The organism is Priestia sp. AB, assembly GCF_028369225.1.
GTDB classification, from domain to species: domain Bacteria; phylum Bacillota; class Bacilli; order Bacillales; family Bacillaceae_H; genus Priestia; species Priestia megaterium.
This window is the reverse complement of the sequence record NZ_JAQMYN010000006.1, coordinates 165,083-183,936: the sequence shown is the minus strand read 5'-3', so window position 1 is coordinate 183,936 and position 18,854 is coordinate 165,083. Positions and strand designations below refer to the sequence as shown.

15 protein-coding genes are annotated in these 18,854 nt (G+C 36.8%); 7 read left to right on the top strand and 8 right to left on the bottom strand.

What is annotated here, in order from left to right:
- Positions 1-80: 80 nt before the first annotated feature.
- From fliS to POF52_RS19140, 3 genes are all read right to left on the bottom strand, one after another.
- Positions 81-512, bottom strand: a complete 432-nt coding sequence (gene fliS, locus POF52_RS19150; protein ID WP_271994344.1) for a flagellar export chaperone FliS — start codon at positions 510-512, stop codon at positions 81-83.
- 422 nt (positions 513-934) lie between these two features.
- Positions 935-1,618, bottom strand: a complete 684-nt coding sequence (locus POF52_RS19145; RefSeq protein ID WP_013059772.1) for a response regulator — start codon at positions 1,616-1,618, stop codon at positions 935-937.
- A 77-nt stretch (positions 1,619-1,695) separates the two neighbouring features.
- Entirely contained in the window at positions 1,696-2,844 is a 1,149-nt protein-coding gene (locus POF52_RS19140) for a sensor histidine kinase (protein ID WP_013059773.1), read from the bottom strand.
- Between the two features lie 439 nt (positions 2,845-3,283).
- On the opposite strand from POF52_RS19140, the gene POF52_RS19135 reads away from it, so the two are divergent.
- Entirely contained in the window at positions 3,284-3,919 is a 636-nt protein-coding gene (locus POF52_RS19135) for a YigZ family protein (protein WP_176585220.1), read from the top strand.
- A 195-nt stretch (positions 3,920-4,114) separates the two neighbouring features.
- The gene (locus POF52_RS19130) at positions 4,115-5,113 is read left to right on the top strand and encodes an LCP family protein (RefSeq protein ID WP_013059775.1); all 999 of its coding nucleotides are present in this window, start codon (positions 4,115-4,117) and stop codon (positions 5,111-5,113) included.
- A gap of 38 nt (positions 5,114-5,151) precedes the next feature.
- Here the strand turns inward: POF52_RS19130 and POF52_RS19125 are convergent, their stop codons facing one another.
- Positions 5,152-6,204, bottom strand: coding sequence for a glycosyltransferase family 4 protein (locus tag POF52_RS19125; protein WP_013059776.1), 1,053 nt, complete (start codon positions 6,202-6,204; stop codon positions 5,152-5,154).
- A 630-nt stretch (positions 6,205-6,834) separates the two neighbouring features.
- On the opposite strand from POF52_RS19125, the gene POF52_RS19120 reads away from it, so the two are divergent.
- Both POF52_RS19120 and POF52_RS19115 read left to right on the top strand, forming a co-directional pair.
- Entirely contained in the window at positions 6,835-7,368 is a 534-nt protein-coding gene (locus POF52_RS19120; RefSeq protein ID WP_176585219.1) for an NfeD family protein, read from the top strand.
- A gap of 20 nt (positions 7,369-7,388) precedes the next feature.
- Positions 7,389-8,918 (top strand): flotillin family protein, encoded by a 1,530-nt coding sequence (locus POF52_RS19115; protein ID WP_271994143.1) that lies wholly within the window; start codon positions 7,389-7,391, stop codon positions 8,916-8,918.
- Between the two features lie 36 nt (positions 8,919-8,954).
- Here the strand turns inward: POF52_RS19115 and POF52_RS19110 are convergent, their stop codons facing one another.
- The 3 genes from POF52_RS19110 to galU form a co-directional block, all read right to left on the bottom strand.
- Positions 8,955-9,662, bottom strand: coding sequence for a WecB/TagA/CpsF family glycosyltransferase (locus POF52_RS19110; RefSeq protein ID WP_176585217.1), 708 nt, complete (start codon positions 9,660-9,662; stop codon positions 8,955-8,957).
- 66 nt (positions 9,663-9,728) lie between these two features.
- Positions 9,729-11,012 (bottom strand): nucleotide sugar dehydrogenase, encoded by a 1,284-nt coding sequence (locus POF52_RS19105; RefSeq protein WP_013059780.1) that lies wholly within the window; start codon positions 11,010-11,012, stop codon positions 9,729-9,731.
- A gap of 242 nt (positions 11,013-11,254) precedes the next feature.
- Positions 11,255-12,139 carry a UTP--glucose-1-phosphate uridylyltransferase GalU gene (galU, locus tag POF52_RS19100; protein WP_176585215.1) on the bottom strand — a complete coding sequence of 295 codons (885 nt, stop codon included), beginning with the start codon at positions 12,137-12,139 and terminating at the stop codon, positions 11,255-11,257.
- Between the two features lie 241 nt (positions 12,140-12,380).
- Here galU and POF52_RS19095 point away from each other — a divergent pair, with 241 nt between their 5' ends.
- The 3 genes from POF52_RS19095 (at position 12,381) to POF52_RS19085 (ending at position 17,910) form a co-directional block, all read left to right on the top strand.
- Positions 12,381-13,943, top strand: coding sequence for a replication initiation protein (locus POF52_RS19095; protein ID WP_271994139.1), 1,563 nt, complete (start codon positions 12,381-12,383; stop codon positions 13,941-13,943).
- The gene (locus POF52_RS19090) at positions 13,936-16,566 is read left to right on the top strand and encodes a DEAD/DEAH box helicase (protein WP_271994137.1); all 2,631 of its coding nucleotides are present in this window, start codon (positions 13,936-13,938) and stop codon (positions 16,564-16,566) included. The genes POF52_RS19095 and POF52_RS19090 overlap by 8 nt, the downstream gene beginning before the upstream one ends.
- 297 nt (positions 16,567-16,863) lie before the next feature.
- Complete coding sequence (locus POF52_RS19085) at positions 16,864-17,910, top strand: C40 family peptidase (protein WP_074896269.1); 1,047 nt, start codon at positions 16,864-16,866, stop codon at positions 17,908-17,910.
- 536 nt (positions 17,911-18,446) lie between these two features.
- On the opposite strand, the gene ssb is transcribed toward POF52_RS19085, so the two are convergent.
- Positions 18,447-18,809 carry a single-stranded DNA-binding protein gene (gene ssb / locus POF52_RS19080; protein WP_176585212.1) on the bottom strand — a complete coding sequence of 121 codons (363 nt, stop codon included), beginning with the start codon at positions 18,807-18,809 and terminating at the stop codon, positions 18,447-18,449.
- Positions 18,810-18,854: the final 45 nt, after the last annotated feature.

The following is an 18,854-nucleotide window of genomic DNA, read 5'->3' as shown; positions in this document are numbered from 1 at the left end:
AATTTAGACTTTTAGATGTGCTAGCTGGATTAGCTGAAAGTTTCGAGAGGCCTCTGATGCGTGGATGTGATGATTTTTCTTTAGCTAAGAGTGATGCTTATGTGCTGTTCATAAAAAGACAGCTTGTTTTTTGGGAGCGAAGAGGTAACTTTAGGCGTCGTTTTTAACACTTCATTCCAAGCGTTAGAAAGCTTCTTCATCATTTGTTGAACTTCACATAAAATAAACGTATCTTTTTTAAAATTAGCCATAATTAATCGCTCAGACATATAGTTGTACAGGGTATCTAACTGCTCTGCAATGATACCTGCTTGATATGTTAAGCCAATTCCTAGCCGATATAAAATATCGTTGCACTGTTTAATTTTTTCATTCGCTATAAAATAATCGCTGTGTTGAATTGCTATAACAGCATCATCAATATTTTGAATAAATTTTTCATACATCATAGCTGTTAGCTCTTGCGGAGATTTATGATAGATTAATTCTTCCGTTATAAAATTCAGCTTCATCACCTTCTTGTCTTCTTTAAATCAGTTTTCTATTTATTTCACTAAAAGCTAACTTATACATTTTTAAAGGACACCAGTTGAGGTTTGAATAAATTCTTCTAAGACCTCATATGTATCTGAATGTATTAAAGACCTTTTCTTACAAGAGCATGCATCAACTTGATGGACATTATTTTGAGGTATGGATGCTTTCGTCGAAGGTTGTAGGATCCTTAAGATTTCCTTTATGCTTAAGCGAAGTTAAAGGACGAGTAAATTTGTAAAGGTATCACCCTTTGCCTTCCTAAAAGATATTTTCTCCCCTTAACTTATCGGTTGTTTTACTCTCTCATTAAACATGACTTTTTACCTACAATTTCGAAAAAATTTATAAAAATAAAAAAAAAGTCCGATATACCTAGTGGTATATCGGACTTTTGGACTTATCTTACTTCTACCCAACCGTTTTTAATTGCCACAACGACAGCTTGAGTACGATCATTTACATTCATTTTTTGCAAAATATTACTTACATGGTTTTTAACGGTTTTTTCACTAATATATAATGCTTCTCCGATTCCTCGGTTACTTTTACCATCAGCTAACAGTTGTAGCACTTCGCACTCACGACGTGTTAACAAATGTAGTGGACGGCGAATCTCAATTGGTTCGTGCGGATAAGAAGACGATTGTCCTTGAGCTGCTAGTCGGCGGTACTCTTTTACTAAACTATGCGTTACTTTCGGGTGTAAATATGAACCACCTTCTGCAACTACTTTCACCGCCTCAATTAACGCATCCGCATCCATTTCTTTTAGCAGATAGCCTCGTGCACCTGTTTGTAAGGCGTGAGTTACATATGTCTCATCATCATGGATAGATAAGATAATAACTTTAGCGTCCGGATTTACTTCTACAAGCTTTTTCGTAGCTTCTACACCATTTACAGCCGGCATGTTAATATCCATGATTACAACATCAGGTTGATGTTCTTCTACAAGGTCAATAACTTCGCTACCGTCGTCACCTTCTGCAACTACTTCAAAATCTTTTTCGAAATCTAAAATTCTTTTTACTCCTTCACGGAATAATTGGTGATCGTCGATTATGATAATTCTTGTCTGCATGTTTGATTCCTCCCCAAATCGAACAACAAATGTTTTACTCTATATTGACCCCTATTTATATACATATCTCTGCCTTTTTAAGCGGCTATAATCGGTACTTTAATCATAACAAGCGTGCCTTGGTTAATTTTCGAATGAACAGAAATAGTCCCATCTAACAAATCAACACGCTCTTTCATTCCTATTAAGCCGAACGAATTCTCTTTTTTCTCTTCTTGATTAAAACCGCAGCCGTCATCTTTGACAAGCAAAATAGCGTGTTCATTGTTGAACTCTATCTTCACTTGGATTTCCGTCGCGTCTGCATGTTTTAATGCGTTCGTTACAGCTTCTTGCACTAGACGAAACAGTGCTACTTCTAATTTTGAAGCAGTTCGCTTCTCTTGTCCAATGGAAATAAACGTAATCCGAGGCTTGCCCTCGTTATAATCTTCGATTGTATCAAGATATTTACGCAGCGTCGGAATTAGACCTAAGTCGTCAAGTGCCATCGGTCTTAAATCATATATAATTCGACGCACTTCGTATAGGGCAGAACGAACCATTTTTCGTAAATCTCGAATTTCCTCCATTGCTTCTTTTGCACTACGTTCCCGGTAAATTCGGTCAATTAATTCCGATCTCATCATAACATTTGCAAGCATTTGAGCTGGGCCGTCATGAATCTCTCTTGACAAACGTTTCCGTTCTTCTTCCTGAGCTTCAATAATCCGAAAGCCAAAATACTCTTTTTGAATGGCATCTTCTACTATTTCCCCTACTTGTTTTAAATCACTTGTTAAATAATTTAACACAACGGAAATTTGACCTACTAGGTGATCTGCACGTTTAATCGTTTCTTCTAATGTAAGCAAGCGTCTTTCTAGTTCATCTCGACGATTACGCAGCTGATATTCGCTTTGCTGATTCATCAGCAGCTTGGTTTGTAATTCGTGTGCTTTTTCATAAGCGTCTTTTACTTCAGGCTCTGAATAAATTTGAAAATGTCGGCTCACATCAGACAAACGCTTTCGAGCCAACCTTGCCTGAGTTTCCAATTTATCGCCTTGCTCTATCGTCTCAAGAACTTTCCCTTTTAACACTTCTAACTCTTCTTTTATTTGCTGATATTCTTGTCTGGCATCTTCAGAAAGACGATAGACTTCATTTTTACTATCTCCCACTGTGCCAATAATCTTCTCAAAAATTTCATCAAGTGCCTTACTTGTTAATTTATGTTTCGACATTTACTCACCCCAAACTATACTCACATTCGGAGAAATGTCTATACGTTCATGCTATATATAGTATTCGTATGACCTATCTGAATTGTGAGGATAAGATCCATATTTTCTCCCTATCTGACTTTTTATATCCAAAAAGTAACGGTTGTTTTTAGTACCCTCAAACTCGACATCAATCGACGCTTGACTCGCGTTATTTGAATAGATTACCATTTACGCTCACTCTTCAACAGTGACTAACTGCCTGTTTAAATCATTTCATTATTTAGCTATACAAGCCTGCACACTCTTTTATTATAACGTATATTCTGTATAGCTTGTTCAAGTGATGCTGAATTTGATTAATTGATGTCTTTTCATAAACATTTTATACTAATAGCAAGTAAACAGTACGTAAATACCCGTTTTTCTTCTATTTATAACGCTAAGGAGGATTTTTTGATTGTTATCACAATATTATACCGTAAAACAAGAAGGTTCACATGAAATCACTATTCAAAAATCTAGATTCATTTGTCATATGAAACGTGTAACAACTGAGGAAGAAGCTCAGCAATTTATTCAAGACATTAAAAAACAGCACTGGAATGCTACTCATAACTGTTCAGCTTACCTAATTGGAGAACGTGATCAATTTCAAAAAGCAAACGATGATGGAGAACCAAGTGGAACAGCAGGCGTACCAATGTTAGAAGTACTTAAAAAAAGAGGCCTAAAAGATACGGTGGTCGTCGTTACGCGCTATTTCGGAGGCATTAAATTGGGCGCAGGTGGCTTGGTACGCGCATATGGGAAATCTGTTTCCGAAGCGTTAAATGAACTAGGTACAGTAAAACGAACTCTCATGGCGGTTATGCACACAACCGTCGACTATACATGGCTTGGAAAATTAGAAAATGAGCTTCGCAGTTCCGTTTATCTATTAAAAGAAATCCACTACGCAGATATGGTAGAGATTGAAACATTTGTAGAGGAAGCTCAAACAGAAGCATTTACTGAATGGATGACCGAGCTAACAAACGGCCAAGCAGATATTCGAACAGGTGAGACGACCTATTTAGAAGAAGATGTAGAATGAATTATTTACTCTTATTAAAAAACATTGTACAATTGATAAATAGCGCAACTATTCTGATGGTTGCGCTACTTGTCAATGAGTAAAAACCTCGTACAGATGCATAGCTTTGACGAGTTTGATTCATACATTCCAATTTATAACACATACTAAGTGTCACAATAAGTGTTCGAATATACGAATAAAAGGAGAAACCGTATGGCTCAATATAGACGTTTTCAAAAAAGAGTAAACAAACGGAAAAGAAAACGAAGGCTTTTTACATTTTTTCTGTTACCTATCCTTATTTTAGGGCTTTCTGCAACCGCTTATGGCTCTTATTTGTTTGTTAAAGCTAAAACAGTAGCTTCTGATTCTTATGAAGGACTCGGAGATCGCGATAACTCTCCTATGCGTGATCGTAAAATCGATCCCAAAAAAGATGATATATCCATTTTATTTATGGGCGTAGATGATAGTGAAACCAGGAAATTCGGAAAATCAGCCCGTACGGATGCTTTAATTTTGGCGACCTTTAACGAAACCAATAAAACCGTAAAGCTTGTAAGCATACCTCGAGATTCGCGGGTTTATATACCTGAAGTGAACAGAAAAGATAAAATTACTCATGCGCATGCTTACGGAGGTCCAAAAGCAACTGTAGAAACGGTAGAACAGCTGTTTAATGTCCCTGTTGATTACTATGTTAAAGTGAATTTTAAAGCTTTCACAGACATTGTAGACTCACTTGGGGGAATCGATTTTGATGTACCTTATGCGATGAGTGAAAAGGACTCAAAAGATCGTCATAATGCTATTGTCTTAAAACCAGGAAATCAACATTTAAATGGCGAAGAAGCGTTAGCTGTTGCTCGAACACGAAAACAAGACAACGATATTGAGCGAGGAAAAAGACAACAGCAGTTGATTGAAGCTATGATTAAAAAAGCTGCTTCCATTGGATCACTAAATAAATATGGAAATCTTATCGAAGCTGTTGGCGATAATATGAAAACGAATTTAATGTTCGGTGAAATGCTTTCGTTTTATGATTATGCTTCGAAAAAAGTAGACATCGAAACCATTAACTTAGACGGCAGCGATGAAAAAATTAACGGCGTGTACTACTTTAAACTAGACAATGATTCAGTGGAAAAAGTAAGTGAAAAGCTTCGCAAGCATTTAGGCATTGAATCAACTTCAGATACAACAGAATAATTAAAAAGACCTCTTGGATATCCAAGAGGTCTTTTTAATTAATTTTTTAAACGAAGTCCACGAACCATGTTGAGAATTGGCCTATATGTCTTATCAACTAGTCCTATCTTTTCAACGATAATTTCAATCGCTACAAGGAGGATAGCTAGTACAAGAAAAGACCCCCACATTGTTTGTACCTTTGAGAAGATAACTGCCGCTAAACCAAATATCGCACTCATTCCATAAATAATTAAAACCGTTTGTCTATGGCTGTACCCTAAGCGCAACAAGCAATGATGCAAATGAGATTTATCAGGAGCCGATAGCGGTTGATTTTTTACGATTCGGCGAATAATAGCAAAGAACGTATCTGAAATTGGTACCCCTAAAATAATAACTGGAACAATGAAGGAAATAACCGCTACATTTTTAAATCCTAACAGAGACAATACAGAAATCATATAGCCTAAAAATAGTGCTCCTGTATCACCCATAAAAATCTTAGCGGGGTGAAAGTTGTAAAATAAAAATCCGAGCGTACTTCCCAATACGATGAAACCCATGCTTGTCACAAACACATTGCCCATCATAATAGCCATACCCGAGATGGTAATCAATACAATAGAGGAAACGCCGGCAGCTAATCCATCCAATCCATCAATTAAATTAATAGCATTGGTAATTCCTACAATCCATAATACCGTAATTGGAATACTTAACATTCCGAATTCTAATTTTCCGCCAAACGGCAAGTTAATGAAGTCAATTTGGACTCCACCGTATACAACAACAATTAATGTCGCTACTAGCTGACCGCCTAATTTGATTTTAGCGGATAGCTCAATCATATCATCTAAGACACCGGTAATGATGATAATGATGCTTCCGATTAAAATCGGCAGCGCATATTTACTGTCAGGCTGTAAAACGAGGTATCCAATAAGAAAACTAAAAAATATCGCCAAACCTCCAAGGCGAGGCATAATTTTTTGATGAACTTTTCGTTGATTTGGTTTATCTGTTGCACCTATTTTAAACGCCAGCTTCTTAACCAGCGGAGTGATCAGAATAGATGTAATAAAACAAATAAACAAGGTCAAATATAGCATGGAGACCCTCCTCAGGTTTATGTTAACCAAAACCATAAAAAATGTATCCAACTTTATATAATTGGATAGTATTTCAAATTGCGTATAACAATAATTACTTACTTATTCCCAAAATGGATTATATCACAATGATTCTACTACTTAAATAGAAATTTATTCTCAAAAATTAGCACATTTACAAACTATCAATAGAAAAGAACTGTATTTTTTGGTGTATAAACAGCTGATTTACTTTATTCTTATGTGGTTATTTTATGTAGAACATTTTCTTTACTATAACTTTATTAAAATATAAGCGAACTCCCCCCTTTTCGTCTAATTTATTCGTCATCTCTAACTCTTTTTCCTTTTTATTAAGCATATTTAAACCTTTATTTTTATTTCACATGGCCCCACTCATTATATGAACAAACTTTTGACCTATGCATATCCACTATTTCAAACCACATTCACTGAATCGTTGTCCTTATCTTATATCATTTAAAAGTTAAAATATAGTGAAATGGATAGAGATAAAATTAAACAAAAAAAGGAATTTTATCAAAAAAATGAAACTTTTTTTGATGGGGTTCGTAATACATAGTAGGAACAGCATCAATCATCTTACATAAAGGGGGTGTTGAATGAACTATGTTCGGTCTATCTGTTCAAACAGTTTATTTGTATGGATTAATTATCTGCGGAAGTCTCACCTTCTTATACATTTTATTTAGCGATTTGTTAGATGGATTATCTGAAGCGATACCTTTTTTTAACCCCACTCTTCTTTTTTCTTTTTTAACATTCTTTAGTGCCAGTGGATATTTGTTCGCTTATACGCCATTGCAAAATTATTGGATTATTTCGATTTCCGCTCTTATTGCCCTTCTACTCGTTATTTTGCTCAACGTTTTTGTATTGATTCCTTTATCATCGGCTGAAGAATCTCTTGCTTTTACTGAAGATTCGTTAAAAGGAAGACTTGGTACCATTATTACTTCCATTCCTGCAGATGGTTATGGAGAAGTATTTATCGAAGGGGTTAGCGGCACTATCTCTAAACCCGCTGCCAGCTTTAAAAACACTGCTATACCTTTAGGCAGCAAAGTGCTTGTTGTAGATATACAAAGGGGCAACGCACTCGTTGTGATTTATGAAGAAGTTATGACCAATCACTCATTATAAATAGTATTAGGGGGAGTTTTATGTTTTCAACACCTATATTAGTTGTCGTTGGAATTGTTGTTTTTTTATTAATTGCGCTGATTGCCGTATTTATTACAAAATACCGTACAGCAGGTCCAGATGAAGCGTTAATTGTAACAGGAAGCTATCTGGGAAATAAAAACGTGCACGTCGATGAATCCGGAAACCGCATTAAAATTGTTCGCGGAGGCGGTACGTTTGTGCTGCCAGTTTTTCAGCAGGCTGAGCCTCTGAGCTTGCTGTCAAGCAAACTGGAAGTATCTACACCTGAAGTATATACAGAACAAGGTGTTCCTGTTATGGCTGATGGGGTATCAATCATCAAAATTGGAGGTTCTATTTCAGAAATTGCAACGGCCGCTGAGCAGTTTTTAGGCAAAGCAAAAGAAGATCGCGAAACCGAAGCTAGAGAAGTCTTAGAAGGTCACCTTCGCTCGATTCTTGGTTCTATGACGGTAGAAGAAATTTATAAAAACCGTGAAAAATTCTCTCAAGAAGTACAGCGCGTAGCTTCACAAGATTTGGCTAAAATGGGATTAATTATTGTATCGTTTACAATTAAAGACGTTCGGGATAAGAACGGCTATCTAGAATCTCTAGGGAAACCTCGTATTGCTCAAGTTAAGCGAGATGCTGACATTGCAACAGCGGAAGCTGAAAAAGAAACAAGAATCAAGCGTGCTGAGGCTCATAAAGATGCCCAAAAAGCAGAGCTTGAGCGAAATACAGAAATCGCGGAAGCTGAAAAAATGAATCAGTTAAAAACCGCTGAATATCGTCGCGAACAAGATATTGCCAAAGCTCGTGCTGACCAAGCATATGATCTAGAAACAGCTCGCGCGAAACAAGATGTAACAGAACAAGAAATGCAAATCCGCATCATTGAACGTCAGAAACAAATTGAATTAGAAGAAAAAGAAATTCTTCGTCGTGAGCGTCAATACGATTCTGAAGTAAAAAAGAAAGCAGATGCAGATCGTTACTCTGTTGAGCAATCCGCAGAAGCTGAAAAAGCAAAACAGCTTGCTGAAGCAGACGCCAACAAATATCGAATTGAAGCAATGGCTAAAGCTGAAGCTGAACGCGTTCGAATTGATGGTTTAGCAAAGGCTGAAGCTCAGCGTGCCCAAGGTGAATCTGAAGCTGAGATTATCCGCTTAAAAGGTTTAGCTGAAGCTGAAGCTAAACAAAAAGTAGCTGAAGCATTCGAGCAGTTCGGTCAAGCGGCTATTTTAGATATGATTATCAAGATGCTTCCTGAATATGCAAAACAAGTTGCAAGTCCTTTAGCAAATATCGACAAAATTACGGTTGTGGATACAGGAAGCAACGGTGAAAACAGCGGAGCTAATAAAGTGACTGGCTATGCAACAAACTTAATGTCTTCTCTTCAAGAATCGCTGAAAGCATCCTCAGGTATAGATGTGAAGGAATTGATTGAAAACTTTTCTGGAAAAGGAAATGTGCGACAAAGCTTGAACGAACTAACGGATGAAATCAAGCAGCAAAACAAGAAAGAAGATATCTAAAAATAAAAAGCATGCGGATTATATCCGCATGCTTTTTTAACCTCTTAACACTCGAAGAAGAAACCTAGGTAATTCTAACTGACGCTTCCATCTCCATGGTTCTTTTAACAGTCGATAAAGCCACTCTAAACCAAACTTTTGAAAAACAGCAGGTGCTCGGTTCAATCGTCCTGAAATAACATCGAACGAGCCCCCTACGCCTTGATAAACAGAAGGATTAAGTTTCTCTTTATGAGCAATAATCCAATTTTCTTGGGCTGGACTGCCTAAAGCCACAAAAACAATTTCTGCTCCTGAATTATTAATCGTACGTTCAATGACTTCTTCATTTTTTTCATAGCCATTTAATGTTCCAACAATTAAAATCCCTGGAAACATCTCTTCCAACTTAACTTTGGCTTCATCTGCAATTCCAGGCTTGGCTCCGTATAAAAAAATTCTTTTACCGTTATTCGTTGCTTCTTTACACAGCTTCAGCATCATATCAATACCCGTTACACGCTCACGAATACGTCCCTTTTTGAGCTTTGAAGCTAAAATCACACCGATCCCATCTGGAATTTGATAAGTCGCTTGATTTAATAGTGACTTTAATTCCCTGTCTTCTTGTGCTTTCATAATTTTTTCAGGGTTGATTGCTACAATAAATGATTTTCGGCCTTTATCTATATCCTGAAGTAACTTTACCGCTAGCTCATCGTACGTGTCGCTACAAACGTCTATTCCTAAGATGTTTTCCTTCATTAAATCACCCGTATGTTGATTTTTTAGTTTTTTACAAACGAAAGACAGGCTGTTCAGCCCGTCTTTTTATAAAGTAGAAACTTTTGAATCACCAAGTAACACTACGTCAAAGCCTGCTGCTTTCCATTGATCACGCTGAATGCAGTTTTTCGTATCAAAAATAACTTTTGTACGCATGTGATTTTCAACAGCTGATGGAAGAAGCTCTTTGAACTCATTATGATCTGTTAAAATAAGAATCACATCCGCATGTGCAACAGCTTCATCCAAACTTTGCGTCTGACGTTCGATTTTATTCTCTTTGATATGAGGATCAAATGCTGTGTAATCAACGCCCAGCTTTTCTAAATGATGAAGTACATCTGTTGATGGACTTTCACGCATATCGTCAATATTTCCTTTAAAAGCTAAACCTAAAACAGCTACACGTCCATGTTGAATGCCCTTTTCATCTAGTAGGCTTTTCGTTTTCAATGCTGTATATTCAGGCATTGAATCATTTGTATGACGAGAAAGAGAAATAATTTTTGCCAGTTCTGGCTGAAGCTCCGTTAAGAACCAAGGGTCAACAGCAATACAGTGGCCGCCTACACCAGGACCTGGTAAATGAATGTTTACACGTGGATGATAGTTCGCTAACTTAATCGCTTCCCACGCGTTTACACCAATTTTTTCACTGATTTTTGCCAGCTCATTTGCAAACGCAATGTTCACATCACGATATGTGTTTTCGATTACTTTCACCATTTCAGCTGTTGTAGCATCCGTTACGTGAATATTTCCTTTTACAAATGTTTTATAAAGCTCAACAGTCAAACGACTAGACTCTTCGTTAATACCACCGACAATACGGTCATTATTTACTAATTCCTCAAATACTTTTCCTGGAATAACGCGTTCAGGTGAATGAGAAACAAATAACTCACTGCCTAATTCTAAACCAGTTTCTTTTAGCACAGGTAGCATAACGTCTTCTACTGTACGCGGAGGAACTGTGGATTCTAAAATTACTAAATTTCCTTTACGAACGTAAGGAACAATCGATTTTGTCGCTTCTCGAACATAGTTCAAGTTTGCCGTTTTATCTTCATTAATTGGTGATGGTACAGCAATAATAAAAATATCCGCCTCTTCAGCTGTTGTGCCTACCGTGAAGTGTCCGTTGTCAACTGCTGATTCTAAACGTTCTTGTAAGCCGTTTTCTTCTATATGAAGTTGCTTATTTTTAATTAATTCTACTGCTTTTTCATTTACGTCGACACCATGTACATATAAGCCGTGATTGGCAAACATAACAGCTGTCGGTAAACCTATATATCCTAAACCAACTACACACAATTTCTTTGTCATTGCAGAAAATCTCCTTTATATGACATGCTTAATAAATAAAACCTATCTGATATTATATCGAAAAATGTCATTTCATGATAGCATTTATATAAAAACATGAAATAATTTCTTTTACTTATTATGTAACATTTTATGAGAATTCATCAATAAACGATATAACCATCTTTTATACAACGAGCTCTAACCCAAAAGAACTATTGAAAATCTCCTTGATTCCCAATAGTTCCCCTAGTAAATATATTTTACATATGCCCTTCTTTTCCGACAATTTCTCTAAAATAGCTCACTAACTGTTCTCGCAGCGGTTCTCTTTGCAGAGCTAAATCAATTGTTGCTTTAATGAATCCAAATTTATCTCCAACATCATAACGTTTTCCTTCGAAATAATAAGCAAGAACACGTTGAAATTCATTCAGGCGTAAAATAGCATCTGTTAATTGAATTTCTCCTCCTGCGCCAATCTCTTCTCTGCTCAAGATATCAAAAATTTCCGGTGTTAAAATATAGCGCCCCATAATTGCATAGCCTGAAGGGGCCTCTTCTGGATTCGGTTTTTCAACGAGCGTTTCTACGTCTAATAACCCTTTTTCAAGAGGCTCTCCTTTAGGACCTACAATTCCGTACTTTGAAGTTTCTTTTCTAGGCACCTCCTGTACACCAACTACAGCGCATTCATATTTTTCGTATACGTTCATCAACTGTTTCAAACAAGGTGTTTCTGATTGAACTACATCATCGCCTAGCATAACAGCAAAAGGCTCATCTCCGATAAAACTTCTTGCACAGTGAATGGCATGACCTAACCCTTTAGGTTCCTTTTGACGAATGTAGTGAACATTAGCCAAATTCGAAATCCCCTGCACTTCTTCGAGCATGTCCCACTTTTCCTTTGCAGCCAATGTTTCTTCTAACTCATATGATTTATCAAAATGGTCTTCGATTGCTCGTTTTCCTCGACCGCTTACAATTAAAATATCTTCAATACCTGATGCTACTGCTTCTTCCACAATGTATTGAATCGTTGGTTTATCTACAATTGGCAGCATTTCTTTAGGCTGTGCTTTTGTAGCCGGCAAAAAGCGTGTCCCTAATCCAGCTGCTGGAATAATAGCTTTACGAATTTTCACTTGCTTTTCCTCCTGTCAATGTCAATCGTGCTTATTGGTTATAGTATAGTAAGTCTGCGATTGAGTATGTACACAAAGTCATGTTGAATCCATTTCTTTTTATAAAGAGTCATGTTGGATTCTGCTTTATCATAACAAAAGATTTTGTATAATTCTATTTTTATCATTTATAATGAAAAGAAAATTAATCACTTATAAATATAATTTTATGCTCCACTTATGTATAGAAAGGAATGGGATTATGAGTTCGTTTTCAGATCACTTACAGCACCAATTTATACATCATTTCCCGTACAGTGATGCACGCTATCGCATGAATGCCCAAGCAGGGCTAGACCTTTACCGTACCCATTCATTCTTCATTTTGCACAATGATGAACAGATATTAAATGTTAAAATCGATTCGTTTTATGTGGAACTAAACAAGCAGCTGCTCCCTGAAAGTACCTGTTCTTGTCAGCATAACGGATTTTGTGAACACTGCTTTGCAGCGTTTTTTTATATGTACTCATTAATAGAACCGCTTGCGCCCCTATTCAAAGAATGGCGAAACCATGAAAAAGCAGCTTTGACTATGCTATCTGCCAAACAAGTGTTAAAAAAGCCGAAGGCAACTTTTCAAGAGTGGAGACAAACTTTTGAGGAGCAGTATACGCTTTTTATGCAGGGGCGGAACGAAAATGACCGTTCCATTTATCATGAATATTATCAGTACTATTACCGTGCTTTAGTGAAAAAGGCTCCTGAGCACCCATTTCTTTATGCTTTATTTTGTATGTATGGAGCGGTTCATACATTCTATAAACTATCAGCTCAATTACAGGCACATCAGCTTTCTACTAACATCGAGGAATCATTCGTATATAGTCACGTCTACAAAATAACAAATGAAATTTATGCTACCGCTGATTCATTAAAGCAAATGAAATACGATGGAGATGCATTATCTATTATAGAGGATAGTATTCCATACATCCGAGAATTATTGCATAAAGATATGCCTTTACAATATGAACGCATTGAGATTTATCGCGTTATTTGGCAAAAAATCTTCACGTTAGAAAAGTGGCGAAAAACTGAGGAAAGCAAATTAAAAGCTAAGTACGGTTCTTTTATAAACAATACAGCTCTTTCCTATCTTTTATTCCTTCAAGAAAAAGATGGGGAAGCAAAAGAACGTTTGAGCGATGAAACACTACAAACAATTCCCTATCTTATTCCTTGGTTAAATGATTTATTGCATGAAAAAGAAACTGACCGCTTTGCTCAGTGGGGCTCTTATATAATGACCTATATAGGAGATTACGTACGCACCGTTCCGACTACTTATCAAGGAAGCCGAAACATGGTCTCCATGATTGTAAATTTATTTCAGCACTATAAAGACTTAACGAACGATCAAACTTTGTATATTGAAGCATTGCAAACATTACTTCCCTATAGTTTTATTGAATACAGTGATTTTCTATATGCTTCTGACCAATTGAAAAAGTGGGTTGAATTACAGGTGCTTCTTCAATATGACAGCATCAAATATGACGAGCAAACGATAGAATCCTTAAAACAAAAAGATGAAAAGCTGGTTATTCCTCTTTATCATCAAATGATCTCAAAGCTGATTTATGAAAAAAAGAAAAGCAGTTACCAAGAAGCCTATATCTACTTACAAGAATTAAAGAGACTTTATCTACAAATGAATCGCTCTCTACTATGGGAACATTATATGGAAGAATTAGCAATAAAAACAAAGAAACAACGCTCATTTCAACAACTATTAGAAAAAGGAGATTTACTGAATGTTTGATTTGTTTCATTTAACACTTGAAGTCGAACCTGTACACGGTGACTTTTTTCTCTACTGTGTATCACCTAGCGGCCAAATTTTGCTCCCTGATACATGGAAAGATGCGCTGTTTCTATGGCATGAACAGACCTATTACGGAAGCGAAGCCACACAGGTTGAGATTAATGGAAAAAAAGGAATTCTTCTTCCTGCATGGCAAATGTTCACTTTCATACAATTACCTATTCAACAGCATGTGTTGAAACCGGCTTTGTCCGCTTCAGCGGAAGCTTATCAGCAAATTGCAGTCGATATGACAAAGAGGATTATCAAAGGGAAATTTCATTCTCTTCCTTTTAAAAAACAAATGACTGGCTCGCTTTCACAAGCTGATGAGCAAGAGTGGCGAGCACAAATTAAAGAGAGCCTATTAAAAAAAGAAGGAAAGGACTTTTTAATAAGCATAGAAGGCGAGAGCTATAATCCTCCCTTTGACCTTTCATTGCGTATTGTAGAGCCAACGACTGATGGAGATGTATGGACGGCTGAAACATTCGTGATTCCCCACGATGAAGCCAAAGAACCTTTTATACTGGGAAGAACGCTTCCTAAAGAGTGGAATCACTACGAATCATATATCGCTTATGAACACGAGCGATGGAAAGCATTGGCTCCTGCTTTATATCAAAAAGGAGCGTTTATTCAGTCTGTCCTAACAGATGAGGAAGTATGGGAATTTCTAACTCAAGATAGTGCAGCATTGATTAAACAAGGTGTCTCTATCCATTTGCCAAGCTGGTGGGAATCATTAAAAAAAGCCACCATAAAAGTATCTGGCACTATAGAAAATACTTCATCTGCATTATTTGGTAAACAAGCTATCAGCAGCTTCCGCTGGTCATTTTCTATTGGCGATCAAACTTTCTCAGAAGAAGAGTTTCGGAAATTAGTCGAACAAAAACGCCGATTATTATCTATTAACGGACAGTGGATTCAACTGGATTCTAGATTAATTAAACAAGCGCAGAAAATTGTTAAAGAAGCTAGTAAAAAAGGCGTCTCAATTCATGAAATTTTAAAAACGAAGCTAACCTACATGGCAGACAGTAAAACCGATGAAGAAGAGGTAAAAGTTGAGTTCCAACTACCCGCTTCCTTTCAATCATTCATTACATCCTTAACGGATTTAGAACGGCTACCGGAAGTGCTGCCTCCCTCTGAATTTAAAGGTGCATTAAGACCTTATCAGCAGCAAGGTTTGAATTGGCTCATGTTTTTGAGAAAGTTTAACTTAGGAGGATGTCTAGCAGATGACATGGGGCTAGGTAAAACCATTCAATTAATTAGTTATTTAACAAATATTCATCCGTTACATAGCTCTCCTTCTCTTATCGTTTGCCCAACTTCTTTAATTGGAAACTGGGAAAAAGAATTACAGAAATTTGCCCCTTCTCTTCGTGTTCATGTTCATTACGGGCCGAAAAGGACCAACGGATACGCATTTGAGAAGATATGTGAAAGTACTGACGTTGTGATCACGACTTATCAAGTTGCTCTTTTGGATGTCGAATTGTTGAAAGGGTTTATGTGGAACAGCATTTCCTTAGACGAAGCACAACATGTTAAAAACCCGCAGACTAAACAGGCGAGAGCCATCCGTCAGCTGCAAGGAAGACACAAAATTGCGCTTACTGGAACTCCAATTGAAAACCGTCTGCTGGAACTATGGTCATTATTTGAATTCATCAATCCTGGTTATTTAGGAACAATTAATTCATTTAAAAACCGATTTGTAGCAGGTATTGAAAAAGGCGAGAAACCTGAACGAACTGTTGAGCTTAAAGCACTCATTCAGCCTTTTTTATTGAGAAGAACGAAACAAGATAAAAACATCGCCCGCTCACTGCCTGATAAACAAGAACAAAAAGAATATATCCCGCTGACAGCGGAACAAGCTTCACTTTACCAGGAGCTAGTTCAAGGAATGCTTCAAGAAACAGAGGAAAAAACAGGATTTGAACGAAAAGGCATAATTTTGCAAACACTAAATAAGCTAAAATTATTATGCAACCATCCAGCTTTGTACTTAAAGGAAAGTGCAGCTAAACAAACGGTACGGCGATCTCATAAAAGTGAAAAAATTATTGAACTCGTAGAGAGCATTCGCACACAGCAAGAAAGCTGTTTAATCTTTACTCAGTATATTGAAACAGGACTCATGCTGCAAAGAACCTTAGAAAAAGAAATCAACGAGCCGGTTTTATTCCTCCACGGAAGTTTGTCAAAAGAACAACGAGATGAAATGGTTGCTCAATTTCAGGCAAGGAACAAAGCCATCTTTATCCTTTCTCTTCGCGCAGGTGGAACTGGATTGAATTTAACAGCTGCAAATCACGTTATTCATTTTGACCGATGGTGGAACCCAGCTGTTGAAAACCAAGCAACCGATCGCGCCCATCGAATTGGGCAGAATAAATTTGTTCATGTTCATAAGTTTATTACAAGAGGAACGATTGAAGAAAAAATTGATGAAGTGATCAATCAAAAACAACATCTAAACAATGAACTCATACAAGGAGATCAATGGGTAACAGAACTTTCTAATAAAGAACTACAAGAGCTTCTTGCATACAGAAATGAATAAGAAAAATTATAAAATGTGTTACAACGTTACTGAAAAGAGGACTTTTTTACTTGTCCTCTTTTTTCATTAGATCATTCGACACAAAAAAATAAGCGTAAATCATTCTCCAGCTACTTATAAAGATACAAAAAACGCAATAAATAGCGTTTTTTGTATAAAAAGGTATTTTTATAGCGAAAAAGACCCTTTACTTTCTCTTTAAATTCCAGCATATTTATACATATAATATTTTTGTAATTTAATAGACATATTGGAAAAATAAACACGAAACATTTACATAATTAGGGGGATTTATTAATGAAAAAAAGACAGCTCGCTTTATCTCTAGGCGCTATTGTTGGCGGGACATTCTTATATCAAGCTTCGGCTGAAGCATCTGCTTCAACTGTTCAAGTGAAAGCTGGAGATACACTTTGGTCATTATCTACCAAATACCATACAACGGTAGAAGCTTTAAAAAGCGTAAATAAGTTATCTTCAAATACAATTCACATAGGACAAACGTTATCGATTCCTTCTGCTTCAACCTCTCAACCATCTAATAAGGAAGAACAGCCTTCAGCTCCTGCTACTGGTTCGACCTATAAAGTTCAAAGCGGCGATACCCTTTGGAAAGTTGCTACTCGTTTTAATATGAGCGTAGAAGAATTAAAACGTTTGAACGCTCTTTCTTCTAACATTATTTATATTAACCAAACGTTAAAAGTAAATGGAAGCAATAGCGCATCGACTCCAACTACGAGTAAACCAGCAGAAACTCCTTCTAAGGATGCAAACGGAACTTACAAAGTTCAGCGTGGAGATAGCCTATCTAAAATAGCTTCGACATTTCACATGAGCGTGAGTGAGCTAAAACAAATAAACGGATTAACGTCTAATACGATTTATGTAAATCAACAATTAAAGGTATCAAAAAGCAGCCAAACAACTACGCCAACAACAAAACCAAGTACATCCACACCTTCAACTTCTAACGGAACATTAAATGTATCGCAAATGATTTCAGATGCAAAACGTTATATAGGTGTTCCTTACAAATGGGGTGGCACAACTCCTTCTGGTTTTGACTGCAGCGGATTCATTTATTACGTAACGAAACAACAAATTTCTACAACGCGCTATACGACGGCTGGTTATTGGAGTGTATCAACACCCGTCAGTAATCCACAGCCTGGAGACTTAGTGTTTTTTAATACATATTCTAGCGGTCCTACACATATGGGCATTTACCTTGGTAATCGTCAATTTATTCATGCTGGATCTTCTACGGGTGTAACCATTGCAAGCTTAGATAACAGCTACTGGAGCAAGCGCTACTTAGGTGCAAAAAGATTTTCTAAATAATTGATAGAAGCTGAAACAAAAGTATTTTAGTTGAAGGAAGATCCGAACGAGTTTGATTCTTGATGGAGAATCAAACTCGTTCGGATTTTTTCATTGGTAGGGTGGAAGTAGTTTTCATATATGTAGGTGCTTCTAGCTGTTGAGCGGAAGGCAAAGCGAAGACTCCTGCGAGAAAAGCAGAATAGATGATCCTGCGCGCAAGTGACGAGGAGGCTCATCGGCCGTCCGCGGAAAGCGAAGCCTTGCACGGAAATCAACAGTGGTGTAACAAATGATCCATACTAGCTCATCCCATTTGTTTGTCTTTAGATTGCATTAATTCAGTTATGTCTCAATCTCTTATATACAGAAAAAAACCGTTAAATGATTTAACGGCTGAAATAGAGGAATAGTTCGGGGATAGTGAATACTTTAATTTTCTCTCTTGAGAACATAGAAAGAGCCTTGCTCTTAAAAAGGATCTATCTTCTATTATGATAGATAAGAGGAATTAAAACCTTAGCTGAACTAATCACCCCCTTTCATACTAGATAACTTTATTCTTCTTGTTGATTTGAATCAAATGAAGAAAAACCGGATGGCTTTCCACTTAAAAACTTAACAGCATCAGCCACAACGTCGGTCATATATACTCGTTGCTGAAGATTATTTTCAAATGTTCGCGTTTGTACACGCCCTACTACACCTACAACCGCTCCTTTATCACAGTAAGCAGCCGTATTTTCTGCATTTTTTCTCCACAGAGTAATGTTGACAAAATCAGCATCATATTCACCTTCAACATTTCGAAACGTTCGATTAATTGCTAAAGTAATAGTAGATACTGCAATCCCTTCATGGGTATATCTAAGCTCAGGTTTTTTTGTCAGTCTTCCTACAAGAACAACATGGTTAATCATAGTCTACCACTCCAACTGATTGAATAATGGGAATCTTTAAGCTCA